We start from the raw sequence: 17,633 nt of genomic DNA, 5'->3' as shown, positions 1-17,633 counted from the left end.
CTTAGGATCTGGTTTTGGTCCGCGCGGTCGGGCGCGGCGATTGCAGCCAGCTATGGCCACTGTCCACGGCGAAATGTCGCCGCAATGAAGACCGGCCGACCAGCATCGGGAACTTCATGCTCCCCCGGTCGGCCAGGCTGATTTCTGCGCGGAATTCCGTATCGCCGATCCGCAGCGGCGTCTTGATGACGTAGCGGTCCTGCGTCTCGCCATTAGAGCTGGTTATGCCGCGCACGTCCACATGCACGGCCTCGCAGACCTGCCTTACGTGGTCGCCGTGCTCGATGGCGAAGCGGACGTACCTTTCACCGTCCCGCTCGAAGGTCTCCAGCACCTCGGCGTGGAGCGAGCTGGTGCGCGCGCCGGTATCGATCTTTGCTGGCAGCCCCCTGATGCCGAGCTCCGGCAGGTCGACCAGCTCTCGCCAGCCCACCATCGTGAGGGTTTTCACAGGCTTCACGCGGTGCCCTGCAGTGCACTGCGATGCAACGCCGCCAGCGGCTCCTCACCCGCCTCCGGCGTCAGGTCGATGGCACTGTCGCGTTCCTCTTCGAACACCCGCTCGGCCGCGGCGGCGACATTGTCGGAAAAACGGCGCACGGAATCGAGGAAGATGCTGGTGGCCAGCCCGTCACCCGTCACGATGTCCCAGTTGAAGAAGGGATCGCCCTCCTCGTCGAGGTAAATCGAGATGTAGCGCCATTCCTTCGAAAGTTCGTTCAGGATCGGCAGCGGCATCGGGCTTTCCCGGTCGAGCCCCACCACGAACTGCAGGCTGTCGCAGCCGGTGTTGGTCTCCTCGTCACAGCCATAGAACATGATGCGCGCTTTGTAGCCGCCCATTTCGGTGCGGACCATGGGATCGCCCACGCTGTCCGTGTCCATTGTCGCCGGAAATCCGGCGGACAGCAGCGCATCGCGCACACTGTCCGGATCGGCGGCGGTCACCAGGCGCGGCTGCACCACGGTTTCCGGCACGGGAACGGAGAAGTCCTCCTCCGCTTCGGCCTCGGCCACGTCACCGGTGCCTGCGTCCTGCGCGAAAGCCGGCTGGGCGGCGCCCAGCATCATGGGAGCAGCGATTGCCGCGACCACACTCTTCATTGCCAACTCCCCGTTTGCGGCGTTCAGCTGTCCCAACCGGTCGGTTTGCCGCGGTTCTGTTCTTCCAGCCACGCCATCAGCGGGGCGAAGTACTCGACCATCGCCTTGCCGCTCATCTCGCGCTCACCCGTGAAGGCTTCCAGCGCATCGGGCCAGGGCTTGCTGGCACCCATTTCGAGCATGGCGTTGAGGTTCTGCCCCACTTCCTTGTTCCCGTAGAAAGAACAGCGGTGCAGCGGTCCTTCCCAGCCGGCCTGGTCGCAGGCCGCCTTGTAGAACTGGAACTGCAGGATCCGCGCCAGGAAGTACCGCGTGTAGGGCACATTGCCCGGGATGTGGTACTTCGCGCCCGGATCGAAGGCGTCGGCAGGGCGCGCCACGGGCGGCGTGATGCCCTGGTACTCGCGGCGCAGGCCGGTCCAGGCCGTGTTGTAGGTGTCGGGCGTGATGGAGCCGTCGAAGACGCCCCAGCGCCAGCGGTCCACCAGCAGGCCGAAGGGCAGGAAGGCGACCTTGTCCATCGCCTGGCGCAGCAGAAGGCCGATATCCTTGTCGGCGCTCGGCACCTGGCTCTGGTCCAGCAGGCCGATCTGCACCAGGTATTCCGGCGTGATCGAAAGGGCGATCATGTCGCCGATCGCCTCGTGGAAGCCGTCATTCGCGCCGTCGAGGTGCAGGTAGGACTGCTTGTTGTAAGCGCGCTGGTAGTAATTGTGGCCCAGCTCGTGGTGAATGGTGATGAAGTCATCCGCATTGCGCTTGATGCACATCTTGATGCGAAGATCGTCCACATTGTCGAGATCCCACGCGCTGGCGTGGCACACCACTTCGCGGTCGCGCGGCTTGGTGAACTGGCTGCGCTTGTAGAATGTCTCCGGCAGCGGCGCGAAGCCCAGCGAGGAGAAGAAATCCTCGCCCACGCGCACCATCTGCACTTCGTCCATGCCGGATTCGACGATCAGGTCGGTCAGGTCATAACCGATATCGCCGGCCCCTTCGGGCGCGACGAGCGGATAGATATTGCCCCATTCCTGGGCCCACATATTGCCCAGCAGGTCGGCGCGGATCGGGCCGTTCGGGTCCTGCACTTCCGGCCCGTATTTCTCGACCAGCTTCCAGCGCACATAAGTGTGCAGCTGGACGTAAAGCGGCTTCACTTCCTGCCACAGCCGTTCGGTGGTGGCGGCGAAATCGTCCGGATCCATGTCGTAATTTGAGCGCCACATCGCGCCCACGTCGGAGAAGCCCAGCTCGCGCGCGCCTTCGTTGGCGATGCCCACCATGCGGGTGTAGTCATCCTTCATCGGCGCGCCGACATTGCTGTGCCAGCTGACCCACATTTCCTGCAGTTCGGCAGGCGTGCGATCGAGATTGCCCATCTCCGCCTCGATATCGACACCGGCGATGGGCTGGCCGTTCAGCGTGCCCTTGCCCTTGCCGTACTGGCTGCCGAGCTTGGTAGCGATCTCGTTCATCTCATCCGCCGCACCGGCCGTGGTCGGTGCGGGCATGACGATGGAATTGCGCATCTTGTCCAGCTTGCGCTTCACCACCGGGTCGAGGCCGGGGATGGTCGCGTATTTGGCCGCTTCAAGCGCGTAATAGACGCTCTTTTCCGTGGCGATGGCGCCATATTGTGCGGCCAGCGCATCGGTGTCTTCGGTGATGTAGGTGGCATTCACCCAGCTGACGCGCGCGGCGGTGTTGGAAAACTCCAGCCAGTCCGCTTCCGCAGCGGCCACGAAGTCGGCAGCGCCCTGCGGCGTCATGGGGAACTTGGCATCGCTTTCGGTGGCAGAGGCCATTTCGGCTCCGCCATTCTCATTGGCGGTGGCAGCAGTACAGGCAGCAAGCGCCAGCGCGAGCGACGCGGATGCGACGGTGGAAAGCAGTTTCATTTGGACAGACCCTCTCGTCCCGGAAATTCGGTTTCTCTGGTGACCATCCTGCCGATGACGCGGCGCTTAATCAAGCGAACTCGCTCAGGCGGAGAGGAAGTTCACCAGCCCCTCGCCCAGCGCAGGTTCGGTGACGCTGGACATGTGCGTGCCGGGTATCTCCGCCAGCGTGGCATCGGGCAGTGCATCGACCAGCGCCTGCGGATCGCCATTGTCGCGGTCGTCAGCACCGCACAGGACCAGCGTGGGCATGGTCACGGCCTTGAGGTCTTCCGCCGTGGTGTCATCCACGCTTTGGAGAAGCAGCCGCATGGCCGGCCGGTCCACCTTCATCGTCTTCATGAAGCTGACGGCGTAGAAAGCCGGGTCTCCGTGGCGGACCTGTTCGAAGCGGTCGATGGCGTCGATGAAGAAGGCCGCGCGCCTGTCCCAACCGGCCAGCCCTTCCAGCCCCATGCCGGACAGGACGAGCCTGCGCGGGGCAAGCCCCTCCACCACCGCCCGCGCCGACGTACGCGAGCCCAGCGAAAAGCCGACGAGGTCGTAATCCTCGACTTCCAGATGCGCCACCAGCGCCTCCAGGTCGCGAACGAGCACATCGGGCGGATAGGCGGCCGGGTCTTGCGGCGCGGCACTTTGACCATGGCCACGGAGGTCCGGCATGATCGCCTCGAACCCGGCCTCTGCCAGCTTCTGAGCGTGGCCGAACTTGATCCAGTTCGTATGCGCGTTGGAAAACAGCCCGTGGACGAGGATTACAGGCCGCCCCTCTCCCATGCGGTGCAGGGCGAGCTCGGTCTCGTCGAAGCTGGCGAAGGTGGAGGAAGTCAGGGAATGCACCCGGCTGCAAATGCAACAACGCAAACCGGCAAGCAAGCGCAGCCTTGCCAAGCAAGTTGACATTTGTAGGTTGGTCATGGGGAAAACGGTTCTGAGGGGGGATCAGATGCGAACGAGATTACTGCTTGCGGGCGCCACAGCGATTTTCGCGGTGCACAGCGCAAGCGCCAGCGCGGCGAATATCAAGGACCCCTGGAGGTTCGAGGTCATCCAGGACAAATGCTCGATCCGGGCGGCTTTCGACGACGGGACCTACGCTGCCTTCTCCTATGAGCAGGTACCGCAAGGCACGAAGTTCCTTGCCCTGCGGACGTTCCGCGCGGGCTTCAACCTTGCCGATGGGGAGAAAGCTGCGAACATCTCCATAAGGGGCAAGGGCAATTTTCCTGCCTTGGTAGCGACCAGCGTCGGCGCGGGTGATGGTTTGCAGCTGCAGGCACTGAGCTGGACCGACTACGAAGGAATGCTGAACAATCTCGCTTCGGGAGCCTCTTACCGCGTGACGATCGGCGGGCGTGTGATGGGCGATTTTCCGCTGACCGGCTCAGCGAAGGCCATCGAAGGTCTTCGGCAGTGTGCTGGCCTGCCCGGCGGAAAAGCGACGGGAAGCCGGACCGGAGTGATGAACCCCAATTCCTCGTCCCGAAGTGCACCGCCTCGTATGACACAGCCCGAAACTGCCAGCACGAGCACCGCCAAGCAGATCGACAGGCTGATTTTCCGCGACAGCCGGCGCTGGATGTTCAACCGCTACAAGGCGGGCGGCGTGCACGAGACCACCGTGACCGAGCGCGTCGATGGTGAGAATTACACCATCCGCGCCTACTACTGGTATAACGGCAGGCAGCGCGGTTACGTCGATGTTTTCGTAATCGATGGCCGCTTCGACTGCATGCGCTATCACGACAATCCGACCGTCTGCGTGCCGGTGAACTGAGCGCCTATCGGAAGAAGCAGTTGGTCCCGGCGTAAAGGCCGGTGACCATGGCATCGGCGCTTTCGTCTTCGAAGAAGCCGCCAATCCCGCCTTCGCTTGCCTCGCCCAGCCGGAATTCCACGCCCAGAGTGCTGTCTTCGACCAGGGTCACGCTGCGTGTGGATTCCACGCTGCTGCGGGTGGAGCCTGTGCTGATGCCATCCATCGTGGACCAGCCGCTCTGATCACCGACAAACCAGCCCACGAATTGATCGTCCTGGAAGTTCAGGCTCAGATCGCCATAGGATGTCACCTGCATCGGGCCCGCTCCGCATTCCTCCATCTCGGTCCGGATTGGCGGGATGCTGGACGTCTCGCCCATGACCCGTTCCACCTCGGCGCGCGCCTCGCCAAAGGCAATCAGGCGCGTTGCCCCGGAGGAGGCGACAAGCCGCAAGCCTTCGCCATCGATAGCGATCAGCGGTTCGCGCTCCGCCTCTGCGGTGCCGCTCTCACTCGAGCCGGGCGTGGATGCTGCAGGCGCGGCGACCGTATCGGTACCGACAGGGTCGGCCCGATCGTCCCCGGCGGCACTGCAGCCAGCGAGGGCCAGCGCCATTGCCGCCATGGAAAGTCCCGCAATTCTGAGCACGCCGCTCTCCCTCAACCCTTCTTCAGGTGCCGCCGCCCAAGCAGTTCCGCGATCTGCACGGCATTCAGCGCCGCGCCCTTGCGCAGGTTATCGGATACGCACCACAGGACCAGTCCGCTATCCACGGTCGGATCCTCGCGCACGCGGCTGATGTAAGTCGCGCCATCGCCCGCGCATTCGACGGGGGTGACGTAACCCTCGTCCTCGCGCTTGTCGACGAGCATCAGGCCGGGGGCCTCGCGCAAGATGTCCTGCGCTTCCTTGGCGCTGATTTCCTTCTCGAACTCGATGCTGATGGCCTCGGAATGGCCCACGAATACGGGCACGCGCACGCAGGTGGCCTGCACCTTCACCTTGGGATCGAGGATCTTCTTGGTCTCGACCACCATCTTCCACTCTTCCTTGGTGGAACCGTCATCCATGAAATCGTCGATATGGGGGATGACGTTGAAGGCGATCTGCTTGGTGAACTTGCGCGGCTCCACCGGGTCGCCCACGAAGATGGCGCGGCTCTGCTCGAACAGCTCGTCCATGCCCGCCTTACCGGCGCCGGAGACGGACTGGTATGTGGAAACGACCACGCGCTTGATCGTGGCGGCATCGTGCAGCGGCTTCAGCGCCACCACCATCTGCGCGGTCGAGCAGTTGGGGTTCGCGATGATGTTCTTCTTCGTATAGCCATCGATGGCGTCCGGGTTCACTTCCGGCACGATCAGCGGCACATCCGGGTCCATCCGGTAAAGCGAGCTGTTGTCGATCACCACGCAGCCTGCCGCAGCCGCCTTGGGCGCGTGGATCTTGGTCGCTTCGCTGCCACAGGCGAACAGGGCGATGTCCCAGCCGGACCAGTCGAAATGCTCGATATTCTTGCATTTGAGCATCTTGCCGGTGTCGCCCAGCTCCACCTCGCTGCCGTGGCTGCGCGAGGAGGCAACGGCGGCCACCTCGTCCATCGGAAACTCGCGCTCAGCCAGGATGGCGAGCATTTCGCGCCCGACATTCCCCGTCGCCCCGACAACCGCTACCCGGTAACCCATCTTGTACGCTCCGATTTGTTCAATCGCTCGTTAGCGAAGACGGTGGTCGGCGCAACGTATTCGTAGGTTGACCGTCATCAGATTATCTTTGCCGATGCCTCATGCGGTGACACTTCCGCCTGACAGATGCGCATCAATAGGTCACTCCGGCATCCTTCATCAGTTCGCGACAGTTGGCACCCTCGGCCCCTCCCTGAAGCTTTGAGCGAAACTCGACGAACTCAGGCATCATTTTCAGGCTCGCCCGCAAGGCGAGCCCAGCATCGAAACTGTTTAACCCCTGACCCTGCATTAGGGACATCGTCGATCCGCAATACTTGCCAAAATCGGCGGCGGATTTTGAGCTCGCGAGAAAGACGGTAAAGCCATCGCTGGCTCTGACATGGGACCAGATGGTCACATTCTCCGCCAGAGGCAGTTCCAGCACTGTTGAATTCGACACCTGGGCTGCAATCGTAGCGCGAGCCGGAGCAATTTGGTCGCGGGCGACAAGCTCTTTTGTTGTGCCGTCGCAAATGTTTCTCGCGCTGAATACGCTAATCTGAGGACAAGTCAGTGTCAGGTTCCATGTGCCAACATGGCGGTTGATGCCGCCATCCATGTCGGTGTCGGTCGCACATTTCGACGACCCTGACGCGGAACCACCATTCTGCGATCGCACGAACGGAGCGCATCCGGTGATAGTGACACCGGCACCCGGCCTCCAAGTCGATATGGGCCGACCCAGTTCGACATCTTCATCGATGCTGAAGGAACTGAGTGACGAAATCGCATTGTCCAGTGCCGCCGCGCGCTGCTTGTTTTCGTCAGATGACAGGTCTGTCAACAGTCCTGTCTGCGGCGCCGCAAGCTCCACCGCACTGGTAACGACGGACAAGGCAGTGCTGAGCCCGCCGGAGTTGAAATCCTTGCTGACCTTCGAGGATACGTTGAACGCGATGCGACTGTTCGGACCAATCAAGAAAAGCGGCGAGCGGACGTATGACGAAGTAAGAGCAGTCCCCCAGGAATCACCGTCCCCGCCCCCACTTACGTAGGACACGGAATAAAGCGGGATCGTTAAAGGTAGATCAGGCTCGAGGACAGACACCTTTGCCACTGCAGTGACGGTGCGCGCTTCTTCGGTCAACAAGCGCTTGAACCATCCGCGGCGTTCGCTTGCGTAGGAACGCCTGTCCCCATTGCCGACGCTCTCGGTGCCACTCGGCAAGATCACGACGCGTGTGTAAAACCCGGAATAGCCGTCTTGATTGATGCTGGCGCTGCTGGTCTGATTGATCGTGCTTGGCCAGTTTGTTCCGACCCCAAGATAACGAACCAGTGAGATCGTTTCATTATCTGACGCCACGATGCCGCCCGGTATGTCCTTCTGGCCATTTCCTCCGGAGGTATCCGACGTCCCTGTGCCTCCCCCTGCTTTTGTCCCGGTCGCGATTGGCGGCGGTCCGTAATCCCCTGACGCGCATGCCCCCAAAAAGGCGACCGCCAGTATACTGGCGGAAATCCGCAATGTGTTCCCGTGCTTCATATCTACCCCCAGTCAATGCGACGCCTACGCATTGGAGCAGACATGGGTCACTTACGGAAGCGTATTTGCAAATTGTAATCGGCCACTTCCACCGGCCCATGAGGTGGCTAGCGCAGCAAGCCTGTTACTCCGCCTCCGGTCCCACGCCGTTGCGTTCCAGGAAGCTGAAGATGGTGGTCCACAGGTGCAGGCTCAGCTTCGGCCCGCGAATGCCGTGGGCCTGGCCGGGATAGAGCATCATCTCGAACGGTACCGCCTCGGCCTGCATCTTGCCGATGAGCGCGCTGGAGTTCTCGAATACCACATTGTCGTCCGCCATACCGTGGATCAGCAGAAGCGGATCGGCGATGTTGCCGGCGTTATCCAGCGCATTACCGACCGCGTAGGCCTCCGGATCGTCCTGCGGCGTGCCCATGTAGCGTTCGGTGTAGTGGGTGTCGTACAGCTCCCACTTGGTGACCGGCGCGCCGGAGACGCCTGCGGCATATAGGCCCGGGTCCTGCTGCAGCATCAGCAGCGTCATGTATCCGCCATAGGACCAGCCGTAAGTCGCAATCCGGTCGGCATCCACGAAGGGCAGCGTCTGGAGGTATTCGGCGCCCGCCTTCTGGTCCTCGACCTCAACCGTGCCCATGGCGCGGAAGATCGGCTTCTCGAACGCCACGCCGCGATTGTCGCTGCCGCGGTTGTCGATCTCGAAATAGATGTAACCGCGATCGACGATGTGCTGCGCCATCGCGCCGGTCCAGCCCCTGGTCACGGTCTGCGCGTGCGGCCCGCCATAGTGCTGGAAGAAGACGGGGTACTGCTTGCCCTCCTCCATCTCCGGCGCGATCATCGTCCAGTACAGCGTGTCGCCGCTGGGCCCGGTGATGGTGCCGAAGGTCGGCGTGCGGTGGCTGGCGAGATAGGGCGTGTAAGGATGGTCCGCGTCCAGCGCGTTTTCCATGATCCAGGCCAGCCGCGTGCCTTCCGCATCCGCCAGGTAATATTGCGGCGGCTGGTTCGTGTTGTGGCGCACCACGGTCATCGTCTGCGCCTTGCCATCCATGCTGGCGCCATTGACGAAGGCCGGATCGGTCAGCCGCGTCATCTCGCCCGGATTGGCCATGTCGAAGCTGTAGACCTGGCTGGCCAGCACATCGTCCTTCGTGCCGCTGATGAAGACCTTGCCGGCCGCCTCGTCCACGCCCAGCAGGCCCAACACCACCCAGTCGCCATCGGTCAGCTGGCGCCACTCGCCATCCGCGAAGTGGTAGAGGTGGCCGTAGCCATCGCGCTCGCTCCACCAGATCAGGCTGCCGTCGGACAGCCATTTGTAATTGTCGGACAGGTTGATCCAGTGCCCCTCGGCGGCGTTCTCGGTAAACAGCACGCTGGATGCGCCGGTGGCGGGATCGACTTCCAGCATGTCCAGCTTGAACTGCTTGCGATCCTGCCGCTGGACATAGAGCTTGCTGCCGTCCGGCGCCCAGTCGACGCGGGCAATGTAGATGTCCCGCTCCGGCCCAAGGTCCACTTCCACGCGCTCCCCGCCATCGGGGTCCATCACGAACAGGCGCACGTCCGCATTGGGCGTGCCTGCCGCCGGATAGCGCTGCTCGTAAGTGCTGGTGCCTTCCGCGCCGATGGAGGCGCGGGTGACGACACCGACGGGGCTTTCATCCACGCGGGCGACGGCGATGCGATCATCGTTCGGGCCCCACCAGTATCCGGTGCGGCGGCCCATTTCTTCCTGCGCGACGAATTCCGCCTCGCCCCACAGGACCAGCTCGCCCTCTTCGGGCGTGACAGGCGCGGCTTCCGCCCCGCCCAGCTCGCCGACATAGAGCTGGCGGTCGCGCACGAAGCTGACGAACTTGCCGCCGGGGCTGAGCTTGGGATTGAGCTCGCCTTCTTCGGTATCGGTCAGCTGCTGCGTGGTCCCGTCCAGCCGGGCAAGGTAGAGGTCACCGTCCAGCGGGACGAGCAGGCTCTCGCCATCGCTGTTCCACTGGTAGGAAATGATGCCCTTCAGGCTGCCGACACGCATGCGCTCACGCTGCATCTTTTCCGCCTCGGACAGCTCGCGGCCCGGTCCGAAGGCTTCGGAATCGACCAGCATGGACCACTCGCCCGTCTGCCGGTCATAAGCCCACAGGTCGTAGCGCTGCAGGTCGTCCTCGCGGTTGCGCAGCAGGGTCAGGTAACGCCCATCGGGAGACAGCTGCATGCCGCGCGGGCTTGGGCCGTTCAGGCCGGGGCTGGCAAATACGCGCTCCAGCGGCAGGTCGCCGGCCGTTTCGGCCTCATCCGTGGTTTCCATCTCAGCCTCCTGCGCGAAGGCAGGCGTGGCGATGGCGGTGGTGGCCAGAAGGGCGGCAGCGATCAGTTTGCGCATGGGCAGGCATTCTCTCCGGGAATTGCATATGCGCGCTAGGTAGGCGCGCAGGCCCACGCCCCGCAAGCCCCGTGATCCGCACAAACAAAAAGGGCGCCCCGCTGCCGGGACGCCCCTATCGAAACCGGGTGGCGGCTCAATCGCAATAGAACGGCCATTTGCCGGTCATGATCGCGCGCCACAGATTGTCTTCCAGGACATGGCATTTGAAGAACCGGTCGTTCGAATGATTCCTGTCATTCTTCGTATTCGCCATGGCTGCGGGGGTGGCGGCCAGCGATGCTGCGACAAGTGCGACGGACAGAAGGGCCTTCATTTGCGATATCCTCTCATAAGAACAGATATCGCCTGTTGGACGGCCAGCCCCTCGCAGCGGGCTAAGCACCGGCTCCGTATCTCCGCCTAGCCAAAGAGAAAGGGCGCCCCGCTGCCGGGACGCCCTTCCTGTTGTCTCAATGGACGCGCCGAAGCTTATTTCTTCGGCGTGTTGTCGCGGCGTTCCGCGATGCGCGCACGCTTACCGGTGCGGCCACGCAGGTAATACAGCTTGGCCCGGCGCACCACGCCGCGGCGAACCACGGTGATGCTGTCGACGATCGGCGAATACAGCGGGAACACACGTTCCACGCCTTCGCCGAAGCTCATCTTGCGCACGGTGAAATTGCTGCCCATGCCGCGGTTGGAGCGGGCGATGACGACGCCTTCGAAGTTCTGCACACGCTCACGCGTGCCTTCGACGACCTTCACGCCCACGCGAACGGTGTCGCCCGCGCGAAATTCGGGGATGTCCTTGCCGAGTGCCTGGATGGCTTCGGCTTCGAGTTCCTGGATCAGGCCCATATGCCCTAGTCCTTCTTCTTCGACTGCTCGCCAGAGGCAGGCTGGCCCCGACCGCCACCATGGCGATCCCAAAGGTCCGGCCTGCGTAACCGTGTATCTTCCTCGCTCCTTGCCTTGCGCCAAGCAGCGATCTTCGCATGATCCCCCGATCGCAGCACTTCAGGGATCGTGCGCCCTTCCCATTCATATGGTCGGGTATATTGCGGGTATTCGAGCAATCCGTTCTCGAACGATTCCTCATGCCCGCTGGAAGCCGCGCCCATTACGCCGGGAAGCAGGCGAATGCAAGCGTCCAGAATCATCAGCGCGGCAGGCTCCCCGCCCGACAGGACGATATCGCCAACGCTGACTTCCTCCACGCCGCGCGCTGCGAAGATCCGCTCGTCAAACCCCTCGAACCGGCCGCAAAGGATGATGGCCCCCGGCCCCGCCGCCAGCTCGCGTATACGGGCCTGCGTGATAGGCTTCCCGCGCGGCGTCATGGCGAGGATGGGTCTCCCAACGTAGGTTTCCGTTCGGGCTGAGCTTGTCGAAGCCCCGCTTTTTTCTTGTTGCGCTGCGCTGGAAGTGAAGGACGGCCCTTCGACAAGCTCAGGGCGAACGGATGCGGGTGGTTGGACCGAGTCAAGCGCCGCCGCCAACACATCTGCCTTCAGAACCATGCCCGCCCCGCCGCCAGCGGGCGTGTCGTCCACCGTGCGATGCTTGTCCGTCGCAAAGTCACGTATCTGGACAGCCTCGCAAGACCAGTCCCCCCGCTCCAGCGCACGGCCCGCGAGCGATAGCCCCAGCGGCCCCGGGAACATGTCCGGGTAAAGGGTGAGGATGGTGGCGGCGAAGGTCATTCGTTTGCCCAATTAATAGTCGGAAAATCTTGTAGCTGCTCGAGCAGCGTCCACGCGCGCACCGTCGAAATATGATATGGCAGCAGCCATTAGCGAACCGGACAGGAAAACCTCAGCATTTAAGCTGATCCATGCTGCACCATACACGATGGACCAGAGAACGCACACGCTCACACCAACAAGCAACGCGCGAACGACCATGGGCAATCGGTGCAATTTGCGGTGAATGACGATACCGAAGAAAACAGCTGGACTCGCGATCAACATCGAGAAGACAAACCAAATTGCCACGATCTCCGGATTTAAGAAGGTCTCAGTCGAGCAATCGAAGCAAAATTGGTTCGTCGGTTCGTCAGAACCTACAGCAACTGCTAGGATGTATCTCTCCACCCGAAGCGCCATACTCCGTGACGCAACGCATTGCCAACCCAAAGGGCTTTAGAAAAATGTCCGTGTGAAGCGTTAGGAGCGTCGCGGCGAAGGTCATGGCACGCGCAATGTGCGAGCGCTGTTCACTTGGCAAGCGCCAGCCGCACGCGCGTCAAGCTTGCCCCGACGTCAGCTCCCTCTTGCCGCGCGACCGGTTGCCTGTGAGGGCGACCGATGCGGCCACACCGGTCAGCACCAGGAAAGCGGAAAACAGGATGTCGCCGAAATCCAGCCTGATTACATCGTCGCGCGCGATCACGCCTCCGTAGAGGCCGGCAAGCGGGGCGAAGCCGGAGAACAGGTGCCGCAGGCGGCGGCCGATGCTGGGCGAGAATTTCGCCATGGCGAGGCTGAGCGCGGCAGCGCCGGAGGCATAAAGCGCTGTTATCGCAAGGGGATCGTCAATCATCGGTCCAGTCCACTCCGGGCTTGGCGCGTGTGTCCACGCGCAATTCGAATACGTCTGGCCTTGCGTAATGGCCGTCCGAGTCGAGCGATGCCAAGCCCTCCTCGACCTCGGACAGATCGAGCTCTGCGAACAGCATTGCCTCGCCCTCGCCCGCCTGCGCCACGACCCTCGCATCTGGCGCCGCGATCAGTGAACCGCCGCGATTGAGTGCATCGGCGCCAATCGCCTCGAACAGCTCGTGCGCGTCGGCATTGCCGCCGACACGCTCCAGCCCGTCGAACAAATCGTCCCTCGCCTGAACCAGCCCTGCCGCGAGCACGAAGCAGCGCCCCTCCATCGCGTAATGGCGGCTGGCGAGCGCATATGGCTCGCGCACGGTCGGCCATGCGGCGACGTGGACGCTCTCGCCGAGGTTGTGCATCGCCGCGCGGGCCAGCGGCATCCAGTGCTCCCAGCAGATGAGCGAGCCGACGCGGCCCCACTCCGCCTGGTGCGTGCCGAGCGTGGAGCCATCGCCGCGCATCCACACGAGCCGCTCGCCATGGGTGGGCACCAGCTTGCGATGGTCCAGCACGGGCAGGCCCGTCCGGAAGGTCATCTGGTTGTTGTAGAGGCTTTGCCGCACCCGCTCATGCGCACCGATGGAGATCACCGCGCCGCTTTCATCGCACAACTCCTGAAGCGGCAGCAGCCGCTCGTCATTCGCCACCACCGCCTGTTCCAGCAGGATGCGGTGCAGCGCCTTGCTGCCGGGATGGTCCCACAGCGCGGCGCCGGGCGCCTCGTCCAGCCAGAGCGGGTAGCCGCCGAGGAAGGTCTCTCCGAATGCGACAAGCTGCGCCCCGCCCTCGATGGCCTCGCGCGCGAGTTTCACCGCCTTCGCAATCCCATGATCGATGGCGAGCGGGATCGGCGCGGCCTGGCAGATGGCGACATTTAGCTTGGTCATGGCGTCCGGCTTAGGCGGCGCAGCAGGCGCGCACTAGTCCTTCTCGCGCGGCTTGGGCTCGAACAGGCGGACCATGGGATAGCCGAATACGAGAGCGAGAGCGCCGCCGAACAGCAGCACTTGCGCCACCGCGCCCGCTCCGGCCGGTATGGCATTGCTGAGTGCGGGGATCATGACCAGCAGAGCTGCCGCCATCGGCGCAGCAATCCGGCGAGCGCGCTGGGAAAGCCGGGGCGCGGCGTGGATCAGCACATAAGCAATCACCGAAGCGACCGCGCCTATCAGCACCCCGAGCACGAGCAGGGTGAGAAGCGTGCTCACCCTTCGGCGAATCCGGAATTAACGACCAGCCGCTCGCCATCCCATTCGGGCACGGCGGCGTCGATCAGAGGGACCATGAATTTCTTGCCGTCGGGCTTTTCGATCTCGACCACGTCGGACGCGCCGAAATTCTGCACGTCGACGACCTTGCCAACCGGCTCGCCCGCATCGGTGACGACGGCGAGGCCCAGCAGGTCGGCGTGGTAATATTCGCCCTCTTCCAGCGGCGGCAGCGCCTCGCGCGGGACGGTCAGGGTTGTGCCGCGCAGGGCCTCGGCCTCGTTGCGGCCGCTGCATTCGGCGAAGCGGGCGACGGCCCCGCCCTTGTTGTCGCTGCGGATCTCGGTGAGGGTCAGCGCGCCGTCATTGAAGCTCTTGTGAGCCTTCAGCGCGTCCAGCCCCTCGCCCAGCAGCTTAAGGCGCACCTCGCCCGCCACCCCGTGCGCGCCGGTGATGGCGGCCAGGGTGAGGGGCTTGGTACGTCCTGTCATGGGTCAAGCGAGAGGGCTCAGCCCTCTGCCTTGTCCTCGGAAGCTTCTTCCTTGGCTTCGTCTGCGGTTTCCGCAGCTTCGGCAGCAGCGCCTTCTTCGGCAGCAGCTTCTTCGGCCGGAGCTTCCTCAGCGGGAGCTTCTTCCTTGGGAGCTTCGCTTGCGGCCTTGGCTTCTTCGTCGGCAGCCTTCTTGGCTTCTTCGGCTTCAGCTTCCTTGGCGGCCTTTTCCTCAGCGCGCTCCTTGGCGGCTTCGCCCGGCTCACCCTTCTTGGGGTTGTTGCGAGCGGCGCGTTCCATGATGCCGGCGGCGTCGAGGAAGCGCAGCACGCGGTCGGACGGCTTCGCGCCGACGCCCAGCCAGTACTTGGCGCGGTCTTCGTTCAGGGTGACGCGCTTGTCGTCATCCTTGGCGAGCAGCGGGTTGTAGGTCCCGATCTGCTCCAGATACTTGCCGTCACGCGAAGCGCGGCTGTCTGCCACGACGATGCGATAATACGGACGCTTCTTCGCGCCACCACGGGCGAGACGGATTGCAACTGCCATAATACTTTACCTTTCGAATCGAACTATCTGAAATTACTTCTTTTTGAGAAAATCTTGCATCTCGGGCGGCAGCTGGCCACCCGGCAAACCGGCATCGGGGCCACCGGGCAGGCCGGGCATGCCTGCACCCATGCCACCACCGCCGCCGAACAGGGCGCCAAGGCCCTTCAGCCCGCCCATCTTCTTGATCTGCTTCATCGCGCGGCCCATTTCCTGGTGCATCTTCAGCAGCTTGTTCACTTCCTGAACGGATGTGCCGCTGCCTGCCGCGACGCGCTTCTTGCGCTTGGCATTCATCAGGGCGGGATTGGCGCGTTCCTTCGCGGTCATGGAGCCGATCACGGCGTCCATGTGCACCAGCACCTTGTCGTCCATATTGCTGGCGGCCATCGCGGCCTTCGCCTTCTTCATGCCCGGCAGCATTCCGGCGAGCATGCCCAGCCCGCCCATGTTCTGCATCTGCTTCAGCTGCATGCGCAGGTCGTTCATGTCGAACTTGCCCTGCATCATCCGCTTGGCAAGGCGGTCCGCGTCTTCCTTCTCGACGACGGCGGCGGCCTTTTCCACCAGGCTGACGACATCGCCCATGCCCAGGATCCGGTCGGCCACGCGGCCGGGGTGGAAGGCCTCGATGGCGTCCAGCTTCTCGCCCGTGCCGGCAAACTTGATCGGCTTGCCAGTGACCGCGCGCATGGAGAGCGCCGCACCGCCGCGCGCATCGCCGTCCATCCGGGTCAGCACCACGCCCGTCAGCGGAACCTCGTCGCTGAAGCTCTTGGCGACATTGACCGCGTCCTGGCCGGTCAGGCTGTCCACCACCAGCAGCACTTCGGTGGGGACGGAGACGCCGGCCACGGCCTTCATCTCGGCCATCAGCGCTTCGTCGACATGCAGGCGGCCGGCGGTGTCCAGCAGCAGCACGTCGGAATTCTGCAGGCGCGCGCTTTCCATGGCGCGGCGGGCGATATCGACCGGCTGCTGGCCCGCGACGATCGGCAGAGTGGCCACATCGACCTGCTCGCCCAGCACCTTGAGCTGTTCCTGCGCCGCCGGACGGTTGACGTCCAGCGAGGCCATCAGGGCCTTCTTGCCGTGCTTCTCGCGGATCAGGCGGCCAAGCTTGGCGGTCGTGGTGGTCTTACCGGAGCCCTGCAGGCCGACCATCATTATGACGACGGGCGGCTTGGCATCCAGCAGCAGCGGCGCGGCCTGCGCGCCATCTTCGCCCTCACCGCCCAGCATGGCGACCAGCTCGTCATTGACGATCTTGACGACCTGCTGGCCCGGCGTGACGGACTTCAGCACCTGCGAGCCGACAGCCTTTTCGGTGACCTTGTCGATGAAGGACCGCGCAACGGGCAGCGCCACGTCCGCTTCCAGCAGCGCGACGCGCACTTCGCGCATCGCGTCGCGCACGTCCTGTTCGTTCAGGCTACCACGCCCACGCAGGCGGTCGAAGACCCCGGTAAGGCGATCGGATAGCGTATCGAACATAGGCCCGTGTCACTCCAGTGCGGCGGACGATCCGCCATGAAATCTGGTCGCTTCCCGAACCGAAAAAGTGGTGCGCACTTTTTCTGGAAAACTCCCTGAAACGCGAAAAACGCCGGCGGACGAAACCTCGTCGGCCAGCGTGCGGACTTCCTGATGCGGAAAGCCGACTTTGTCTTGGTTCGATGGTGGAGCCTAGCGGGATCGAACCGCTGACCTCAACACTGCCAGTGTTGCGCTCTCCCAGCTGAGCTAAGGCCCCACGCCATCGATGTCTCGGCACCGCCGAAGCGGCACCACCCTTGCGGGAGGTGGCCCTTTATGTGCCACCGCCCGCCAAGGCAAGTATTTTTGTTTCATGAAGCCGCCTCCGCGGCTTCGTCCTCCCGGCTGTTCCCTTCGCTACGCTACGGGGCCGGTCCGGGCGGGCGGTCGCCCTTGCGGTCGATTGCATCGACCGAAGCCGGATCAGCCGAAATGGACAGCGCGAATCCGGTTCGCCATCAGCGAGCCGCAAGGCCGACTGGCCGCCCGCAGGTGCCCCGCAGTCCGGCAACGCCGGGCGGAGGGAACAGCACCGAGGATGAACCCGCGAAGGCGGGTTCTCAAGACAAATCAATTATCGTCGCTGTCGTCGTCGCCCTTGCCCTTGGACACGCCAAGGTCGTCGTCACCGGTGTCGAGATCCACATCGGCGTCGGGCGAGTTTTCCTCGTCGTCGTCGATATCTTCCAGATCGTCATCGGCCAGGTCGCTATCGGCCTCGCCGTCCTTCTTCTTCTTCTCTTCTTCGAAGGGGATCGGCTGCTTCGTCTTCAGCACCGGTTCCGGCGTCCATTCGTTGCCGCATTCGATGCAGGTGACCGGGTCTTCATTGCCCAGGTCGTAGAAACGCTCGCCGCACTTGGGGCAGGTGCGCTTGGAGCCCCATTCCGCCTTGACCATTGTAAAGTCCTTCATG

At 63.4% G+C, this 17,633-nt stretch carries 20 protein-coding genes and 1 tRNA gene; 1 reads left to right on the top strand and 20 read right to left on the bottom strand.

Annotation, left to right across the window (positions count from 1 at the left end):
• Window position 1 precedes the first annotated feature (1 nt).
• The 4 genes from A6F65_RS07220 to A6F65_RS07205 all read right to left on the bottom strand — a co-directional run bounded on the left by A6F65_RS07220 (window position 2) and on the right by A6F65_RS07205 (window position 3,842).
• Window positions 2–436, bottom strand: a complete 435-nt coding sequence (locus tag A6F65_RS07220) for an ATP-dependent zinc protease family protein (protein ID WP_067787262.1) — start codon at window positions 434–436, stop codon at window positions 2–4.
• 20 nt (window positions 437–456) lie between these two features.
• On the bottom strand, window positions 457–1,104 hold the full coding sequence (locus A6F65_RS07215) for a YbjN domain-containing protein (protein ID WP_083989318.1): 648 nt from the start codon (window positions 1,102–1,104) through the stop codon (window positions 457–459).
• A gap of 23 nt (window positions 1,105–1,127) precedes the next feature.
• Window positions 1,128–3,002: a M2 family metallopeptidase gene (locus A6F65_RS07210; protein ID WP_067787257.1), complete on the bottom strand. Its 1,875-nt coding sequence runs from the start codon at window positions 3,000–3,002 to the stop codon at window positions 1,128–1,130.
• An 84-nt stretch (window positions 3,003–3,086) separates the two neighbouring features.
• Window positions 3,087–3,842, bottom strand: coding sequence for an alpha/beta fold hydrolase (locus A6F65_RS07205; RefSeq protein ID WP_418303105.1), 756 nt, complete (start codon window positions 3,840–3,842; stop codon window positions 3,087–3,089).
• 10 nt (window positions 3,843–3,852) lie between these two features.
• Between A6F65_RS07205 and A6F65_RS07200 the strand changes: the two genes are divergently transcribed.
• Window positions 3,853–4,779, top strand: coding sequence for a hypothetical protein (locus A6F65_RS07200; RefSeq protein WP_169816981.1), 927 nt, complete (start codon window positions 3,853–3,855; stop codon window positions 4,777–4,779).
• A gap of 4 nt (window positions 4,780–4,783) precedes the next feature.
• Here A6F65_RS07200 and A6F65_RS07195 read toward each other — a convergent pair whose 3' ends face one another.
• The 16 genes from A6F65_RS07195 to A6F65_RS07120 form a co-directional block, all read right to left on the bottom strand.
• Window positions 4,784–5,410, bottom strand: coding sequence for a hypothetical protein (locus A6F65_RS07195; protein ID WP_157093087.1), 627 nt, complete (start codon window positions 5,408–5,410; stop codon window positions 4,784–4,786).
• Window positions 5,411–5,421: 11 nt separating this feature from the next.
• Complete coding sequence (locus tag A6F65_RS07190) at window positions 5,422–6,447, bottom strand: aspartate-semialdehyde dehydrogenase (protein ID WP_067787250.1); 1,026 nt, start codon at window positions 6,445–6,447, stop codon at window positions 5,422–5,424.
• A 133-nt stretch (window positions 6,448–6,580) separates the two neighbouring features.
• Entirely contained in the window at window positions 6,581–7,975 is a 1,395-nt protein-coding gene (locus tag A6F65_RS07185) for a hypothetical protein (protein ID WP_157093086.1), read from the bottom strand.
• Window positions 7,976–8,099: 124 nt separating this feature from the next.
• Window positions 8,100–10,355 carry a S9 family peptidase gene (locus A6F65_RS07180; protein ID WP_067787246.1) on the bottom strand — a complete coding sequence of 752 codons (2,256 nt, stop codon included), beginning with the start codon at window positions 10,353–10,355 and terminating at the stop codon, window positions 8,100–8,102.
• Window positions 10,356–10,491: 136 nt separating this feature from the next.
• On the bottom strand, window positions 10,492–10,671 hold the full coding sequence (locus tag A6F65_RS07175; protein ID WP_067787244.1) for a hypothetical protein: 180 nt from the start codon (window positions 10,669–10,671) through the stop codon (window positions 10,492–10,494).
• A gap of 155 nt (window positions 10,672–10,826) precedes the next feature.
• Window positions 10,827–11,195, bottom strand: coding sequence for a 50S ribosomal protein L19 (rplS, locus tag A6F65_RS07170; RefSeq protein WP_067787242.1), 369 nt, complete (start codon window positions 11,193–11,195; stop codon window positions 10,827–10,829).
• Window positions 11,196–11,200: 5 nt separating this feature from the next.
• Entirely contained in the window at window positions 11,201–12,040 is an 840-nt protein-coding gene (gene trmD, locus A6F65_RS07165; RefSeq protein ID WP_067787240.1) for a tRNA (guanosine(37)-N1)-methyltransferase TrmD, read from the bottom strand.
• Between the two features lie 12 nt (window positions 12,041–12,052).
• Window positions 12,053–12,430, bottom strand: a complete 378-nt coding sequence (locus tag A6F65_RS07160) for a hypothetical protein (RefSeq protein WP_157093085.1) — start codon at window positions 12,428–12,430, stop codon at window positions 12,053–12,055.
• A gap of 151 nt (window positions 12,431–12,581) precedes the next feature.
• On the bottom strand, window positions 12,582–12,878 hold the full coding sequence (locus A6F65_RS07155; protein WP_067787235.1) for a hypothetical protein: 297 nt from the start codon (window positions 12,876–12,878) through the stop codon (window positions 12,582–12,584).
• Window positions 12,871–13,827 (bottom strand): carbon-nitrogen hydrolase family protein, encoded by a 957-nt coding sequence (locus tag A6F65_RS07150; RefSeq protein ID WP_067787233.1) that lies wholly within the window; start codon window positions 13,825–13,827, stop codon window positions 12,871–12,873. The genes A6F65_RS07155 and A6F65_RS07150 overlap by 8 nt, the downstream gene beginning before the upstream one ends.
• 33 nt (window positions 13,828–13,860) lie before the next feature.
• Entirely contained in the window at window positions 13,861–14,148 is a 288-nt protein-coding gene (locus A6F65_RS07145) for a hypothetical protein (RefSeq protein WP_067787231.1), read from the bottom strand.
• On the bottom strand, window positions 14,145–14,639 hold the full coding sequence (gene rimM / locus A6F65_RS07140; RefSeq protein ID WP_067787228.1) for a ribosome maturation factor RimM: 495 nt from the start codon (window positions 14,637–14,639) through the stop codon (window positions 14,145–14,147). The genes A6F65_RS07145 and rimM overlap by 4 nt, the downstream gene beginning before the upstream one ends.
• A gap of 17 nt (window positions 14,640–14,656) precedes the next feature.
• Complete coding sequence (gene rpsP, locus A6F65_RS07135) at window positions 14,657–15,181, bottom strand: 30S ribosomal protein S16 (RefSeq protein WP_067787226.1); 525 nt, start codon at window positions 15,179–15,181, stop codon at window positions 14,657–14,659.
• Between the two features lie 33 nt (window positions 15,182–15,214).
• Window positions 15,215–16,675 (bottom strand): signal recognition particle protein, encoded by a 1,461-nt coding sequence (gene ffh / locus A6F65_RS07130; protein WP_067787224.1) that lies wholly within the window; start codon window positions 16,673–16,675, stop codon window positions 15,215–15,217.
• Window positions 16,676–16,858: 183 nt separating this feature from the next.
• Window positions 16,859–16,934: transfer RNA gene (locus A6F65_RS07125), tRNA-Ala, on the bottom strand.
• A gap of 353 nt (window positions 16,935–17,287) precedes the next feature.
• Window positions 17,288–17,617 carry a TIGR02300 family protein gene (locus A6F65_RS07120; RefSeq protein WP_067790266.1) on the bottom strand — a complete coding sequence of 110 codons (330 nt, stop codon included), beginning with the start codon at window positions 17,615–17,617 and terminating at the stop codon, window positions 17,288–17,290.
• Window positions 17,618–17,633: the final 16 nt, after the last annotated feature.

This window comes from Paraurantiacibacter namhicola, assembly GCF_001687545.1.
In the GTDB taxonomy this organism is placed as follows: Bacteria; Pseudomonadota; Alphaproteobacteria; order Sphingomonadales; family Sphingomonadaceae; genus Paraurantiacibacter; species Paraurantiacibacter namhicola.
Note: the sequence above shows the minus strand (reverse complement) of the source record. Positions and strands in the feature narration are given on the sequence as shown.

Bases quoted from the DNA above. Each gene is read 5' to 3' on its own strand.
- A6F65_RS07220 (WP_067787262.1), bottom strand. From the start codon at position 436: ATGGTGGGCTGGCGAGAGCTGGTCGACCTGCCGGAGCTCGGCATCAGG.
- A6F65_RS07215 (WP_083989318.1), bottom strand. From the start codon at position 1,104: ATGAAGAGTGTGGTCGCGGCAATCGCTGCTCCCATGATGCTGGGCGCC.
- A6F65_RS07210 (WP_067787257.1), bottom strand. From the start codon at position 3,002: ATGAAACTGCTTTCCACCGTCGCATCCGCGTCGCTCGCGCTGGCGCTT.
- A6F65_RS07200 (WP_169816981.1), top strand. From the start codon at position 3,853: ATGCAACAACGCAAACCGGCAAGCAAGCGCAGCCTTGCCAAGCAAGTT.
- A6F65_RS07190 (WP_067787250.1), bottom strand. From the start codon at position 6,447: ATGGGTTACCGGGTAGCGGTTGTCGGGGCGACGGGGAATGTCGGGCGC.
- A6F65_RS07185 (WP_157093086.1), bottom strand. From the start codon at position 7,975: ATGAAGCACGGGAACACATTGCGGATTTCCGCCAGTATACTGGCGGTC.
- A6F65_RS07180 (WP_067787246.1), bottom strand. From the start codon at position 10,355: ATGCGCAAACTGATCGCTGCCGCCCTTCTGGCCACCACCGCCATCGCC.
- A6F65_RS07175 (WP_067787244.1), bottom strand. From the start codon at position 10,671: ATGAAGGCCCTTCTGTCCGTCGCACTTGTCGCAGCATCGCTGGCCGCC.
- rplS (WP_067787242.1), bottom strand. From the start codon at position 11,195: ATGGGCCTGATCCAGGAACTCGAAGCCGAAGCCATCCAGGCACTCGGC.
- trmD (WP_067787240.1), bottom strand. From the start codon at position 12,040: ATGACCTTCGCCGCCACCATCCTCACCCTTTACCCGGACATGTTCCCG.
- A6F65_RS07155 (WP_067787235.1), bottom strand. From the start codon at position 12,878: ATGATTGACGATCCCCTTGCGATAACAGCGCTTTATGCCTCCGGCGCT.
- A6F65_RS07150 (WP_067787233.1), bottom strand. From the start codon at position 13,827: ATGACCAAGCTAAATGTCGCCATCTGCCAGGCCGCGCCGATCCCGCTC.
- rimM (WP_067787228.1), bottom strand. From the start codon at position 14,639: ATGACAGGACGTACCAAGCCCCTCACCCTGGCCGCCATCACCGGCGCG.
- rpsP (WP_067787226.1), bottom strand. From the start codon at position 15,181: ATGGCAGTTGCAATCCGTCTCGCCCGTGGTGGCGCGAAGAAGCGTCCG.
- ffh (WP_067787224.1), bottom strand. From the start codon at position 16,675: ATGTTCGATACGCTATCCGATCGCCTTACCGGGGTCTTCGACCGCCTG.
- A6F65_RS07120 (WP_067790266.1), bottom strand. From the start codon at position 17,617: ATGGTCAAGGCGGAATGGGGCTCCAAGCGCACCTGCCCCAAGTGCGGC.